Origin of the sequence: Acidisoma silvae, assembly GCF_020618775.1 — a bacterium.
Classification (GTDB): domain Bacteria; phylum Pseudomonadota; class Alphaproteobacteria; order Acetobacterales; family Acetobacteraceae; genus Acidisoma; species Acidisoma silvae.
In genome coordinates, this window is sequence record NZ_JAESVB010000013.1 from 35,527 (window position 1) to 48,584 (window position 13,058).

Here is a 13,058-nt window from a genome sequence, read left to right on the forward strand (position 1 = left end):
GTGACGGAGCTGCAACGCGTTGCTGGCGCTCTCCGTTGGCAGCACAGCAATGAAGAAGGTCGTTCTTTGGCGTCCGAGGTCACAGGCGCGATCGCCCGTTCAAAATGACTCGCATAGTCCAATCTGCTCTTGCGATGAATTAGTGGTCCCCGCGACCCTGGCAACACTCTGGGCCTCAGAAGGTTAGGACCACGCGGCCTTCAACCTTACCCGCCCGCAAATTGGCAAAGATGGTGTTGATGTCCTCCAGGGGCGCCTTGGCAATATCAGCCCGCACCTTGCCCTCTACCGCGAAAGCGATGGCCTCATCGAGGTCACGACGGGATCCAACGATTGAGCCTCGTACGGTGATGCGCTTCAGGACCACATCGAAAATCGGGGTCGGGAAGTCACCGGGCGGCAGGCCGACGAGCGCGACAGTTCCCCTGCGGCGGACCATATGCAGGGCCTGGGCGAAGGCTGGGGGCGAGACGGCGGTGACCAGCACACCGTGGGCGCCCCCGCCCGTGGCCTTCAGGATGTCGGAGACGGCTTCGGGCGACCGCGCATCGACAGCAAAATCGGCGCCGGCCGACCGGGCCAGGGCGAGCTTTTCGGGCGCTATGTCAAGTGCCACAACATGAAGGCCCATCGCCTTGGCATATTGGATCGCGACGTGGCCAAGGCCGCCGACACCGGAGATGGCGACCCATTCGCCCGGTCGAGCCTCCGTCTCCTTCAGTCCTTTGAAGGTGGTAACGCCGGCACAAAGGATGGGCGCCATTTGGGCGAAATCCACGCCAACGGGCAACCGTGCGACGAAGGATGCGGCGGCGATGACATATTCGGCGAAGCCGCCATCGCAGCTGTAGCCGGTGTTGTGTTGGCTTTCACACACCGTCTCCCATCCCGTTTCACAAAATTCGCACTGCATGCACGCATCGTGCAGCCACGCGACACCCACCGGATCTCCTTCCTTGAACCCTTTCACGCCAGCACCGAGCGCCGCGACGACGCCGGCCACCTCATGGCCTGGAATGAAGGGCGGAGAGGGTTTCACGGGCCAATCCCCGTCCGCAGCATGAAGGTCGGTGTGGCAGACGCCGCAAGCGATCACCTTCACCAGGATCTCGCCAGGCCCAGGTGCTGGCACCGGCACGTCTTCAATAGACAGCGCCCCTCCGAAGGTATGGACCACCGCGGCCTTCATCATCTTCACCATGTTCGCATCTCCTGCGCGGGATATCGACGCGAGACCAAGATAGCCCGGCGCCTGCAAGCGTCTTTGATCGAGGTCAAGGCCATGACAGGAAATTAGTGTTGTTATGCAATTCGAAGCGATGACGAGTCGCGAAAAGGCCGCCGCGCACATTCGGCTGCGTTAGGCACGACCAAACCAAGGAAGGGCTGTACGTGACTTATGCAACGACTAATCCTTATACTGGCGAAGTCTTGAAGACCTTCGCGGATGCGACGGATGCCGAGGTCAATCAGGCGTTGGACGACGCACACGCTGCTTTTCTGGCGTGGAAGAACGTCAGTTTCCCCGACCGCGCGGCGGTGATGCAGCGCGCTGCAGATATCCTGTGCAAGGACAGCGAGAGCTTCGCGAATCTCCTGACCATCGAAATGGGGAAGGTCTTCTCCGAGGCCAAGGCCGAAGTCGAGCTATCCGCAAGCATCTTCGAATATTACGCCGAGAACGCAGAGAAACTACTCGCATCGGAGAAACTTCCAGTGCGCAGCCCAGCGGAAGGCGAGGCCGTTCTCGTCCACGACCCGCTCGGTGTCCTGCTGGCGATCGAGCCCTGGAATTTCCCCTACTACCAGATCGCTCGGATCATCGCGCCGCAGCTTTCAGCGGGCAACACCATCTTGCTCAAGCACGCATCCAATGTTCCCCAAAGCGCGGCCGCCTTTGAAAAACTGATGCTGGAGGCCGGCCTGCCGAAGGGCGGCTTCAAGAATCTTTATGCGACGCGGTCTCAGATCGAACTGATCCTCAATGATCCACGCGTCCATGGCGTCGCCTTGACCGGATCGGAAGGCGCGGGCGCGATCATCGCTGCGCAAGCGGGCAAGGCGCTCAAGAAATCCACCATGGAACTCGGCGGCGCGGACGCCTTCGTGGTATTGGCAGATGCCGACATGGAGAAGATCACGAAGTGGGCAGTCTTCGGTCGCCACTGGAACGGCGGCCAGGTCTGCGTGTCGTCCAAGCGCATGATCATTATCGACGACATTTATGACCAGTTCCTCGAGCGCTACACGGCGGGCGTGGGCGCCCTGCGCGCCGGTGATCCCTTTGATCCCGCCACAACCCTGGCGCCTCTTTCGTCGCAGGGCGCTGCGGATGAGTTGAAGGATAAGATACGCCAGGCCGTTAGCCACGGGGCCAAGGCGACCGAGGTTGGACCGCGCGTGCCGAACCAGGGGGCGTTCGTGCAGCCGACGATCCTAACCGATGTCTCCGAGGACAATCCCGCACGCTACTGGGAGTTTTTCGGACCGGTATCGATGCTCTTCCGCGCCAAGGATGAGGACGACGCCATTCGCATCGCAAACGACTCACCTTACGGCCTGGGTGGATCGGTCTTTACCTCCAACACCAAGCATGGCGTCGAAGTGGCGCGAAAAATTTCTACAGGCATGGTCTTCGTCAATCACCCGACGATGGTCAAGGCCGACCTGCCTTTCGGCGGCGTCCGCCGCTCGGGGTATGGTCGCGAATTGCTCGGACTCGGTATCAAGGAATTCGTCAACCACAAGCTCATCGACGTCGTCGATATAGACGCCGAATTCTGATGGCGTCCATTGGACCCCGCGACGCGAGTTGCGCGGAGATCGTGGTTTGATGATGGATCAAGTAGGCTTCATGCCGATCAAAATCGCGGTCCTCAAGGAGACAAGGGCTGATGAGGAGCTATGGCGGAATTTGGGTGATGGGGTGAAGTGAGAGGGCGGCGTATCGTGGCGGGTGAGAAGCCTGCCGAACCTCCAGAAGGAGCCGATACGCCTATGGACGACAATAGCAGAATCACCGCGCTGGTGCAGCCGGGATTGATCATAGACCCTCTGACCGAGATTGCCCGTGAGGGTGCCCGGCGGATGCTGGCCGAAGCCCTGCGGCGAGAGGTCGATGAATTCCTCGCTCTCCATGAGGGCGAACGGCTCGAGGATGGCCGGGCGCGGGTCGTGCGCCACGGGACTGGGCCGGAACGCGCCATTCAGACGGGCATTGGGCCGATCGCCGTGGCCCGTCCCAAGGTCCGGGACCGGGGACAAGGCGACGCGGCATCTGGAGAGCGGGTCCAGTTTTCGTCGGCCATTCTGCCGAAATGGGCGCGGCGGACGCGCAGTATCGATGCGCTGCTCCCAGTCCTTTATCTGCGCGGCGTCTCAATGGGGGACTTCCAGGAGGCGCTGACGGCCCTGCTGGGCAAGGACGCGCCGAACCTGTCGCCCGCGGCGATCAGCCGGCTCACGGCAGGCTGGCAGGATGAATATGATCGCTGGCAGAAGCGCGACCTTTCCGCCCGGCGGTATGTCTATATCTGGGCCGACGGCATCTATCTGCAGGCCCGGATGGAACCGGCGGCCGAATGCATCCTCGTGCTGATCGGGGCCACACCGGAAGGCAAGAAGGAGCTCCTGGGTTTTCAGGTGGGCGTCCGGGAAAGCGCCCAAAGCTGGCGGGAATTGCTGATTGGTCTCAAGGACCGCCGCCTGCACATTGCCCCCGAACTGGCGGTGGGCGATGGGGCGCTCGGCTTCTGGAAGGCCCTGGAGGAAGCCTTTCCCTCGACCCGGCATCAGCGCTGCTGGTTCCATAAGATCGGCAATGTTCTCAATAAATTCCCCAAGGCCATGATCCCGACGGTCAAATCCGATTTGCAGGATATCCATCACGCCGAGACCCGGGCGGCGGCGCAGAAGGCCATGGCTCTCTTCACCGATAAATACGGCGCGAAATATCCGGCAGCCACCCAGTGCCTGCAAAAGGACGCAGAGGCCTTGCTGGCTTTCTATGACTTCCCGGCGGAACACTGGCAGCATTTGCGCACGTCCAATCCCATCGAGAGCGTCTTTGCCACCGTGCGGCATAGGACCACCCGCACGAAGGGGAGCCTGTCACAGAAGACTGCAATACTGATGGTGTTCACGCTCGTGCAGGCCGCCTCGAAAACCTGGCAGCGCCTGCACGGCTCAAACCAGTTGCCTCGCCTCATCGAAGGCGTCATCTTCACCAATGGCGTCGCATCCATTGACGCTTCAACTCATCACGCCGCCTGATCGCGCCCGTCACCCCAATTCACACATAGCTCCTGATGAGCGGCGGGTGGCACTCGTGCCCGCCGTCGTCGACAAACTCAACAGGCTCTTATTGGGTTCCGGGGTGGTGGCTCGGGAGGCTTGTACGAGGGCTCGGAGGGTGGGATAAGTGGCTCTGGTGCAAACCTTAAGTGATTGATATTGTATCCCTAATTACGCACTGGATCACAGAGATGACGAAGTCATTTGTCGGCCTTGATGAGCTATTCAAAGGGCGCCACTTTGAACGCGAGATCATTATCCTGTGCGTCCGCTGGTATTTGCGGTTCAAGCTAAGCTTTCGGGATCTGGTGGAGATGATGGCCGAACGGGGTCTGTCTCTTGCCCATACGACAATCATGCGCTGGGTCCAGGGTTTTGCGCCGGAATTTGAGCGCCGTTGGAACCGTTTTGCCAGCCAATCAGGGGTTTCTTGGCGCGTTGACGAAACCTATATCAAGATCCGCGGTGTCTGGACGTATCTTTACCGTGCCGTGGACCGGGAAGGCCGGACCGTCGATTTCAGATTGAGTCGCCGGCGCGATGTAATGGCTGCCAAACTCTTCTTCCGTAAGGCGCTAAAGACACAAGGTCGCCCTCCTCGTGTCATTACCCTTGATGGCTATGCCGCCTCTCATAGAGCCGTCCGCGAATTACCTGACGAGAAGGACGTTTGGAAAGATACCAAGCTAAGGTCTTCAAAATATCTCAACAACATGATTGAGCAGGATCATCGAAGCGTGAAAGCCAGGATCGGTCCTATGCTCGGCTTCAAGAGATTTAAACGGGCAAAAATCACAATCGCCGGTATCGAACTCCTCCACCGTATTCGCAAAAACCAATTCGACCTCAGCAGACTTCAAATTCAGACCAAGTCCGCACCCGCCCTATGGACTGCTGCGCTTGCCGCATAAAAGCTAGCCAGAACATAACGGAGCACCAACCACTTCAGAAATTTGCACCAGAGCCCGTGGTATCGTCACCTTTATCGACGTCCACCGTGCCAAGCTGAACGCAGCCTTCGGGCTGACCTGGCGGCGCGCACCTGCGCACACCGCAATCCGCTACATTCTTCAGGGCCTTGATCCCGTCGCGGTGGAAGCCGTGTTTCGCCGCCATGCCGTCCAACTCCATGCAGCCTGCACCAAGCCCGGCCAGAGCCACATCGCGCTCGATGGCAAAACCCTGCGCGGCAGTTTCGACACGTTTCACGACCGGGCGGCGGCTCAGATCCTCAGCGCCTTCGCCACCGACACGGCCTTTGTCCTCGCCCATGTCGACATCGCCGAGAAATCTAATGAGATCCCCGCGGCCCAGGCCCTGCTGGCCGAACTCGGCGTCGACCCCGCTACCATCGTCACGCTCGATGCGCTGCATTGTCAAAAAAACTGTTCGAATGCGCAGCCGAAGCCAAAGTCACTCTGATCGTTCAGGTCAAAGACAACCAGCGCACCCTGCTCCAGAACTGCCGCGATATCGCCTCCGCCAGCAAGCCGCTCACTGTGGACCAAAGCCGCACCCGAGGCCGCAACCGCGACGAGCGCCGCACTGTCAGCGTCTTCGACCTGGTCAATGATCTCGCCGGCACACCGTGGCAGTTCTACGTTACCACCGTCATCCAGGTCGAGCGGGAGGTGTTTACCCGCAGTGCTGCAACTGGCCTGCTAGGCAGGACGACAGAGAGCGCCTTCTTCATCTGCAACGCGCCAACCGACGCCAAGCGCGCCGCCGCGGCCATCCGAGCGCACTGGGGTATAGAAAACACCTCGCACTACACCCGCGACGTGACCTTGGGTGAGGATAGCTCCCGCATCCGCGCACCAAACCTGGCGTGTTCGCCCGCCTGCGCAGCTTCGCGTTCAACATCAACAAAGCCAACCGCTCCGGAACCATGAACCAGGATCGCTATCGAGCCGCCCTCGCAGGCATCGAAAACCTTCTTCAGTTCAGAGGCGTGGCGGGGCGTTGAACAGCCCTGCACGTTCCTCGCTGGTACGGGGGCGTCGGAGAATCTTGCTTAACAGGCAATATTGCGCAATGCGCAAGTTTGTGGCACGGATCAATTAGCTAGTCAGAGAGCCGAATGTTGATCCCAAAAGCCCTAGTTTCTGGCGCCAGTCTTGCTGGGCCCGTGGTAGCCTTCTGGCTCCTCCGGGCAGGTTTCGAGGTAACGGTCGTAGAGCAAGCGCCGGGACCTCGCCGGGGCGGCAACGGAGTGGATATTCGCGCGGAGGCGTTGTCGGTGATCGGTCGCATGGGACTTAGCGCCGCGGTTCGGACGAAGTCGGTCGTCACGAAAGGTATGCGGTTTGTCGATCGTGATGACCGCCAGCGCGGCCGCATCGACAAGGCAGGTATGGAGAGGATGGTGGGGTCTGAGGATGTGGAGATCACGCGCGGCGATCTCGCGTCAATACTGTATGAGGCGACCCGGAATGACGTCGAATACGTCTTCGGTGACACCATCAAAGCGCTTGCCCAGGACCATAGCGAGGTCGATGTCATGTTTGCGCACGGCCCACCTCGACGCTTCGATCTGCTCGTGGGAGCCGACGGGTTTCATTCAAATGTCCGCCGTCTTGTGTTCGGGCCGGAAGAGCGCTTCAGCGTATTCAAGAACCACTATTTCGCCACCGCTGGCGCCGATTTCTTCATCGGCGAACCCTATTGGACAACGAATTACAGCGAGCCTGGTAAGTCGGTATCAGTATTTCGAGACGAGAATGGACGCGGGCAGGTCAATTTCATCTTCCGAAGCCAGCAACCTCTTGTCTACGAATTTCGTGACACCGCCGGGCAGAAACGTCTGTTGCGCAAAGCGTTTGCAGGTCTTGGCTGGCATGTTCCAGCTCTGCTCGATGCCGCTGAGGCCGCCCCGGACTTCTATTTCGACGCAATCGGCCAAATGCAGATGCCGTCGTGGTCGAACGGGAGGATCGCCCTGGTAGGGGACGCCGCCTATTGCGCATCGCCAGCGTCAGGAGCTGGCGCGCTGCTCGCGCTTACGGGCGCATACCGACTTGCAGGAGAATTGGCGGCAGGCGGCGATTTTGAGGCGGCCTTCGCTCGCTACGAAGCTGCTCAGCGCCCTCTGGTGGCGCGGAAGCAGGCGAATCTCTTCACCGGCATCTCGGTCCCGAGGACGCGGTTGGCCATCGCCGCCCGCAACCTCTTTGTGTCCTCGCCTCTCGTGCGCCTCGTATCGGGGCCCCAATCGGATAAGGGGGCTCGGCTTAAAGAGTATGCTTTTCCTGGTGACCGACTTACGTCTGCCGAATGACCGCTGACGAATCACAGATCGGACTGCGCGAGCGTAAAAAACGCGCCATGCGCGCCAGCCTGAGCAACATCGCGCTACGGCTCGCGATGGAACGCGGCGTCGCGCAGGTTCGCGCCGAGGACATCGCTGCTGAGGCTGGGGTCTCGACGCGCACCTTCAATAACTATTTCCCGAACAAGGAGGCCGCTATTGTCGGTATCGGGGTAGTTCGCGCCGATCTCTTTTGCATGGCCCTCCGGGCACGGCCCGCCAGCGAAGCACTACAGGATGCAATTTGCGCCGCCGTTCTCGCGCTGTTTGTAGATGAGCCTGACCGGGAATGGATTGTCCGCGCACGCCTGATCCGATCCGAGCCGTCTGTTTTTGCTGAGGAACGAAAATCCGACATCGAGATCGAGCAGATGATTGCGGCAGAGATCGGTCGGCGGACGGGCGCGGACCCCTCCGTCGATCTCAGCCCACGTCTATCGGCAGCCATGGTCCTGACAGCGATGCGCACGGCCATTCAGTTCTGGCTCGACACTCCCGTCGGTGGAACGCTGCGCGAAACGCTTATCGCGACGATGGGGAAGCTCTGTCTGAAGCGAGTGCTCCAACGGGCACCCGATGGAAAGAAAACCCGAGGTTTAACCGACCAATCCGCAATTCGAAGGCGAGCGTAGGCTCGCTGACGAGGGAGAATCATCAGGTCCTATCGTGGCCGCCGAGTTGCCGGGCTGGGCGTCGAATGGCATACCGATAACATGCGGCGACGGCGGGCGAATGCCTTACTGACGCGTGTTGGCGCGAAATCGAGCGTCAAGCTTTGATAACGAAGGATCCGGCCGCCTTGACAAACCAGACCGAGGAGTTGGCCGAACGTCGCCATCGCGCGATCTTCGACAGCGCCGTGGACTTCGCCATCGTGGCGACCGATATTGACGGCAACGTGACAGACTGGAATTTGGGAGCCGAACGGATCTTCGGCCGGTCGGCCGCCGAGATGGTCGGCAAGCCCGCGGACATCTTCTTTACGCCCGACGACCGGGCGCAAGGGCGGCCATCCTACGAAATGCGGCAATCCCTCGAGACGGGCCAAGCTCGTGATGAGCACTGGCACCTCCGCAAGGACGGCAGCCGGTTCTGGGCGTCGGGCGAGATGATGCCTCTCCGTGGTGAGGCCGGCGAACACCTCGGCTATCTGAAAATCGTGCGGGATCACACCCAGCAGCGCTTGGACATGGAGCAGCAGCGCGCCGACGCCGCGTTCATGCGGGGCGTCCTGGCCGCCTCCGGCGACTGTATCAAGGTGCTGGATCTGGCAGGCCATCTCCTCTTCATGTCGGAAGGCGGCATGAAAGCCATGGAGGTCCAAGATTTCGAGGCCATCCGCGGCTGCCCGTGGCCGGATTTTTGGCACGGCCAGAGCAAAGTGGTGTTGAGTTTCACTGAGAGCTGACCCGGAGGGGATGCGGATAAAAACTTGGACTGCCTAGGAGGTAGTCTATGTATTCGTATAAAGACAGGATTCAGGCAGTTGAGCTTTACATCAAGTTGGGGAAACGTGTCCGTCCAACAATTCGCCAGCTGGGCTATCCGACCAAGAACGCCCTGAAAGGCTGGTGTCGGGAATACGAGCAACGCCATGATTTGCCTTTGGGCTGCAAGGTCCGCGCTCCCAAGTTCACGCGAGCTCAGAAGGAGGCTGCTGTTGAACACTACCGCAGTCATGATCGGAGTATCGCTGCGACAATGAGGGCCTTGGGCTATCCCGGGCGTGGGACGCTAACTGCATGGGTTCGGGAGGCGTTTCCTGAAAGCAGAAAAGCTACCGTTGGGATCGCTGGCCGCCCAAGGTATGCCGAGGCCCTGAAGCAGGCGGGTGTCATCGAACTTTGCAATCGACAAGCAAGCGCTCAGGCTGTGGCTGAAAAGCTCGGCGTAAGCAGGCCGACATTGTATAGCTGGAAGAACCAGTTACTTGGCCGTGAGGCTCCCGCAATTATGAAAAGCAACAACAATCCACCACCGGAGCGAGAGGAACTGGAGCGCCAGCTCGAATCCTTGCGGTGCGATATCAGACAACTGCAGCTTGAACGTGATCTCTTGAAGAAGGCCAATGAACTCCTAAAAAAAGGCCTGGGCGTCGACCTGCACCTCCTGAGTAATCGGGAAAAGACAGTGCTGGTTGACGCCCTCAAAGATCTCTATCGGCTGCCGGACCTGCTTGGCCAGCTGAAGCTGGCGCGAAGCTCATACTTCTACCATCGGGCCCGTGTGAATGTAGCAGACAAATATTGTGACATTCGCCGCAGCATCACCGAAATTTTCGAGCAGAACCATCGCTGCTATGGCTATCGTCGGCTGCAAGCGTCATTGGACAGGCAGCACGTAACGATCTCTGAAAAAGTTGTGCAGCGGCTAATGAAACAGCAGTGCTTGGTCGTTGCCAAACCAAAGCGGAACCGGTACGGATCCTATCTCGGGGAGATCAGCCCGGCGCCCGAGAACCTTATTAATCGCGACTTCCAGGCTGCTTCTCCAAACGAGAAGTGGCTGACCGACATAACCGAGTTCCAGATCCCGGCTGGCAAAGTCTATCTGTCACCCATCGTCGACTGCTTCGATGGGTTGGTCATCAGTTGGTCCATCGGCGCGCATCCAGACGCTAAGCTCGTCAACACTATGCTGGATGCGGCTATCGAGACAGTGGTCGACACGGCCACCCGGCCTATTGTCCACTCAGATCGTGGCGCTCACTATCGTTGGCCAGGTTGGCTCTCACGGATGACGAATGCCAATCTTACTCGATCAATGTCTCGTAAGGGTTGCTCCCCTGACAACGCGGCTTGCGAAGGCTTCTTTGGACGCTTGAAAACTGAATTATTCTATTCTCGAGACTGGAAGAGCTCGACCATAGAACAATTCGTTGAGGCCGTTGATTCCTACATTCGCTGGTATAATGAAAAGCGGATCAAGATATCCCTCGGCGCTCTCAGCCCCCTTGAATATCGACAGAGTCTTGGCATTAAAGTTTAAAATTTAGTCCAAGTTTTTATCCGCATCCCCGGAATTTTCATTGAGAATTGACCCGGGCGAAAGTGGTTATGATCCCTGAGAGGGGGTCATGGTCAAGGTGAGTTTTTCCTTTTTGTGTTTTGGGGCTGCGGCACTAGCCCTAAAGCGGAAGCTGTCATTGCCGGTTTCGAGAATATGGCAATGATGAGTAAGACGATCGAGCAAGGCCGTTGTCATCTTGGCATCGCCGAAGACGCCAGCCCATTCGCTGAAGCTGAGATTGGTGGTGATAACGATGCTTGTGCGCTCATAGAGTTTGCTGAGGAGGTGAAAGAGCATGGCGCCCCCAGAGGAGCTGAACGGCAGGTAGCCCAGTTCGTCGAGAACAATGAGATCGAGGCGGAACAGACGCTCTGCGAGCTGTCCCGCTTTGTTGGCGCCCTTTTCTTGTTCGAGTGTGTTGACCAGATCGACCGTTGAGAAGAAGCGTACCTTCTTACGAAGATGCTCGACCGCCTGGACCGCAAGGGCGGTTGCGATGTGACTTTTGCCTGTGCCCGGGCCGCCGATCAGAACGACATTGTCAGCGCTAGCCATGAAGTCACCGCGATGAAGTTGCCGAACGAGGGCCTCGTTGACCTCGCTGGCAGCGAAGTCGAAGCCGGCCAGATCCTTATAGGCGGGGAAACGCGCCGCCTTGATTTGGTAGGCGATGGAGCGAACTTCCCGCTCAGCCATCTCTGCCTTGAGCAATTGGGACAGTATCGGCACGGCCGCCTCGAAGGCAGGCGCGCCCTGTTCGATGAGGTCACCGACGGCCTGGGCCATGCCGAACATCTTGAGGCTGCGCAGCATAACCAAGACGGCAGCACTTGCGGGATCATGACGCATGACGCGCCTCCCGCAGCGTGTCGTAGCGTTCGACATCGGCCACCGGCTCCTGATCGAGGCGAAGGGCTTGCGGCGCGTCAACAGGGGCCGGCGATAGCACCTTCCCATCAATCAGGCGATGAAGGATGTTCAGCACATGGGTTTTGGTCGGCACCCCGGCCTCAAGCGCCAGTTCGACGGCGCAGAGCACGGCCTGCTCATCGTGGTGAAGCACCAGGGCGAGAATTTCCACCATCTCCCGGTCACCGCCGGGACGCTTCAGCAAAGACCCCTGCAAGGTCCGGAAGGCCTCGGGCATCTCCAGGAAGGGCGCGCCATTGCGGAGCGCTCCGGGCTTGCGCTGCAAGACCGCTAGATAGTGCCGCCAGTCATAGACGGTTCGACCCGGCGTCTGGTGGGAGCGCTCGATGATCCGACCGTGCTCGCACAGGATCTGCCCCTCGGCGGCTATGACAAGGCGCCACGGGTAGACGCGCAAGCTGACAGGGCGGTTGGCAAAGGAGGCTGGGACACTGTAGCGATTGCGTTCGAAAGTCACCAGGCACGTTGGAGATACCCGCTTGGTATGCTCCACAAAGCCGTCAAAGGGCTGCCCCAGCCTCATTAGGCTTGCGGCCTCCGCAGCATGGACATCGGCAATGGTGCCTGGCAGGAGCCCATGCGGGATCTGTCCCCATTGCACGATACATTGCTCCTCCAGCCAGACATTGAGCGTATTGAGGTCTGGGAAGCTGGGCGTCTTGTGCCATAGGCGGCGGCGGGCATCCTGCACGTTCTTCTCGACCTGACCCTTCTCCCAGCCTGAAGCAGGATTACAAAACTCCGCTTCGAACAGATAATGGCTAGCCATGGCAGCGAAGCGGAGATTGACCTGCCGGGCTTTGCCCACGCCGATTTTGTCCACTGCGGTCTTCATATTGTCGAAGATGCCGCGATCCGGCACGCCGCCCAGCACCCGGAACGTCTCGGCTAGCGCATCGAACAGCATCTCGTGGGTCTGCATCGGGTAGGCACGGACGATGAAGGCGCGGCTATGGGCCAGCTTGGTATGGGCAACCTGGAGCTTCACCGGACGGGCCGCCAACACGGCATAGTCCTCGCTCCAGTCGAACTGGAACGCCTCGCCAGGCGCGAAGGCCAACGGCACGAAAGTGCCCCGCCCGCTGGTTTGATGGTCTCTCTGCCGCTCAGCCTTCCAGCCCCGCACGAAAGCCGCCACACGAGCGTAAGATCCTGCATAGCCCAGCTTCACCAGATCGACGTGCAACTGCTTCGTCGTTCGCTTCTGCTTGCGCGACTTCCGTGCCTCTTGAAGCAGCCATGCGGTCAGCTTCTCGGCAAATGGATCAAGTTTGCTCGGCCGGCCCGGCGTTCGGAACCGCGGCACCGATACGTCCGAACGTAAATATCTACGGATCGTGTTCCGCGACAAACCCGAACGCTGCGCAATCTCACGGATTGGAACGTGCTGCCGGAAATGCCACCGGCGGATCACACTGAGAAGATCCATTTTTATCACTCCGAATGCCCCCCGACAATTCCGTCGAGGGAGAGGTCAAAAAGTGGGTCAATTCTCAGCGAAAATATTTAGCCTTCCCGG

Annotated in this window: 12 protein-coding genes; 9 read left to right on the forward strand and 3 right to left on the reverse strand. The window is 59.5% G+C overall.

The features are described 5' to 3' along the window. Positions 1-175: 175 nt before the first annotated feature. Positions 176-1,201 (reverse strand): alcohol dehydrogenase AdhP, encoded by a 1,026-nt coding sequence (gene adhP, locus ASILVAE211_RS19595; protein WP_227323050.1) that lies wholly within the window; start codon positions 1,199-1,201, stop codon positions 176-178. Positions 1,202-1,392: 191 nt separating this feature from the next. On the opposite strand from adhP, the gene ASILVAE211_RS19600 reads away from it, so the two are divergent. The 9 genes from ASILVAE211_RS19600 to ASILVAE211_RS19635 all read left to right on the forward strand — a co-directional run bounded on the left by ASILVAE211_RS19600 (position 1,393) and on the right by ASILVAE211_RS19635 (position 10,588). After that, a complete protein-coding gene (locus ASILVAE211_RS19600; protein WP_227323051.1) occupies positions 1,393-2,784 on the forward strand; it encodes an NAD-dependent succinate-semialdehyde dehydrogenase in 1,392 nt (463 codons plus the stop codon). Between the two features lie 213 nt (positions 2,785-2,997). Continuing rightward, on the forward strand, positions 2,998-4,272 hold the full coding sequence (locus ASILVAE211_RS19605; RefSeq protein ID WP_227323052.1) for an IS256 family transposase: 1,275 nt from the start codon (positions 2,998-3,000) through the stop codon (positions 4,270-4,272). Between the two features lie 212 nt (positions 4,273-4,484). Then, positions 4,485-5,204, forward strand: coding sequence for an IS6 family transposase (locus tag ASILVAE211_RS19610; RefSeq protein ID WP_227323053.1), 720 nt, complete (start codon positions 4,485-4,487; stop codon positions 5,202-5,204). Positions 5,205-5,316: 112 nt separating this feature from the next. Then, the gene (locus tag ASILVAE211_RS26100; protein ID WP_264478995.1) at positions 5,317-5,715 is read left to right on the forward strand and encodes an ISAs1 family transposase; all 399 of its coding nucleotides are present in this window, start codon (positions 5,317-5,319) and stop codon (positions 5,713-5,715) included. Further along, positions 5,667-6,185: an ISAs1 family transposase gene (locus ASILVAE211_RS26105; RefSeq protein ID WP_264478987.1), complete on the forward strand. Its 519-nt coding sequence runs from the start codon at positions 5,667-5,669 to the stop codon at positions 6,183-6,185. The genes ASILVAE211_RS26100 and ASILVAE211_RS26105 overlap by 49 nt, the downstream gene beginning before the upstream one ends. Before the next feature lie 188 nt (positions 6,186-6,373). Further along, complete coding sequence (locus ASILVAE211_RS19620) at positions 6,374-7,570, forward strand: FAD-dependent monooxygenase (protein WP_227323054.1); 1,197 nt, start codon at positions 6,374-6,376, stop codon at positions 7,568-7,570. After that, positions 7,567-8,232 carry an acyl-CoA-like ligand-binding transcription factor gene (locus ASILVAE211_RS19625; protein ID WP_227323055.1) on the forward strand — a complete coding sequence of 222 codons (666 nt, stop codon included), beginning with the start codon at positions 7,567-7,569 and terminating at the stop codon, positions 8,230-8,232. The genes ASILVAE211_RS19620 and ASILVAE211_RS19625 overlap by 4 nt, the downstream gene beginning before the upstream one ends. Positions 8,233-8,399: 167 nt before the next feature. After that, complete coding sequence (locus tag ASILVAE211_RS19630) at positions 8,400-9,008, forward strand: PAS domain-containing protein (protein ID WP_227323056.1); 609 nt, start codon at positions 8,400-8,402, stop codon at positions 9,006-9,008. A 47-nt stretch (positions 9,009-9,055) separates the two neighbouring features. After that, the gene (locus ASILVAE211_RS19635; protein ID WP_227323057.1) at positions 9,056-10,588 is read left to right on the forward strand and encodes an IS3 family transposase; all 1,533 of its coding nucleotides are present in this window, start codon (positions 9,056-9,058) and stop codon (positions 10,586-10,588) included. 66 nt (positions 10,589-10,654) lie between these two features. On the opposite strand, the gene istB is transcribed toward ASILVAE211_RS19635, so the two are convergent. Next, positions 10,655-11,458: an IS21-like element helper ATPase IstB gene (gene istB / locus ASILVAE211_RS19640; RefSeq protein ID WP_227323058.1), complete on the reverse strand. Its 804-nt coding sequence runs from the start codon at positions 11,456-11,458 to the stop codon at positions 10,655-10,657. Next, complete coding sequence (gene istA / locus ASILVAE211_RS19645; RefSeq protein WP_227323059.1) at positions 11,448-12,968, reverse strand: IS21 family transposase; 1,521 nt, start codon at positions 12,966-12,968, stop codon at positions 11,448-11,450. The genes istB and istA overlap by 11 nt, the downstream gene beginning before the upstream one ends. Between the last annotated feature and the right edge of the window lie 90 nt (positions 12,969-13,058).

Excerpts from the sequence above, each read along its gene's own strand:
- istB (WP_227323058.1), bottom strand. The coding sequence starts at position 11,458 with ATGCGTCATGATCCCGCAAGTGCTGCCGTCTTGGTTATGCTGCGCAGC.
- ASILVAE211_RS19610 (WP_227323053.1), top strand. The coding sequence starts at position 4,485 with ATGACGAAGTCATTTGTCGGCCTTGATGAGCTATTCAAAGGGCGCCAC.
- ASILVAE211_RS19635 (WP_227323057.1), top strand. The coding sequence starts at position 9,056 with ATGTATTCGTATAAAGACAGGATTCAGGCAGTTGAGCTTTACATCAAG.
- istA (WP_227323059.1), bottom strand. The coding sequence starts at position 12,968 with ATGGATCTTCTCAGTGTGATCCGCCGGTGGCATTTCCGGCAGCACGTT.
- ASILVAE211_RS19620 (WP_227323054.1), top strand. The coding sequence starts at position 6,374 with ATGTTGATCCCAAAAGCCCTAGTTTCTGGCGCCAGTCTTGCTGGGCCC.
- adhP (WP_227323050.1), bottom strand. The coding sequence starts at position 1,201 with ATGGTGAAGATGATGAAGGCCGCGGTGGTCCATACCTTCGGAGGGGCG.
- ASILVAE211_RS19625 (WP_227323055.1), top strand. The coding sequence starts at position 7,567 with ATGACCGCTGACGAATCACAGATCGGACTGCGCGAGCGTAAAAAACGC.
- ASILVAE211_RS19605 (WP_227323052.1), top strand. The coding sequence starts at position 2,998 with ATGGACGACAATAGCAGAATCACCGCGCTGGTGCAGCCGGGATTGATC.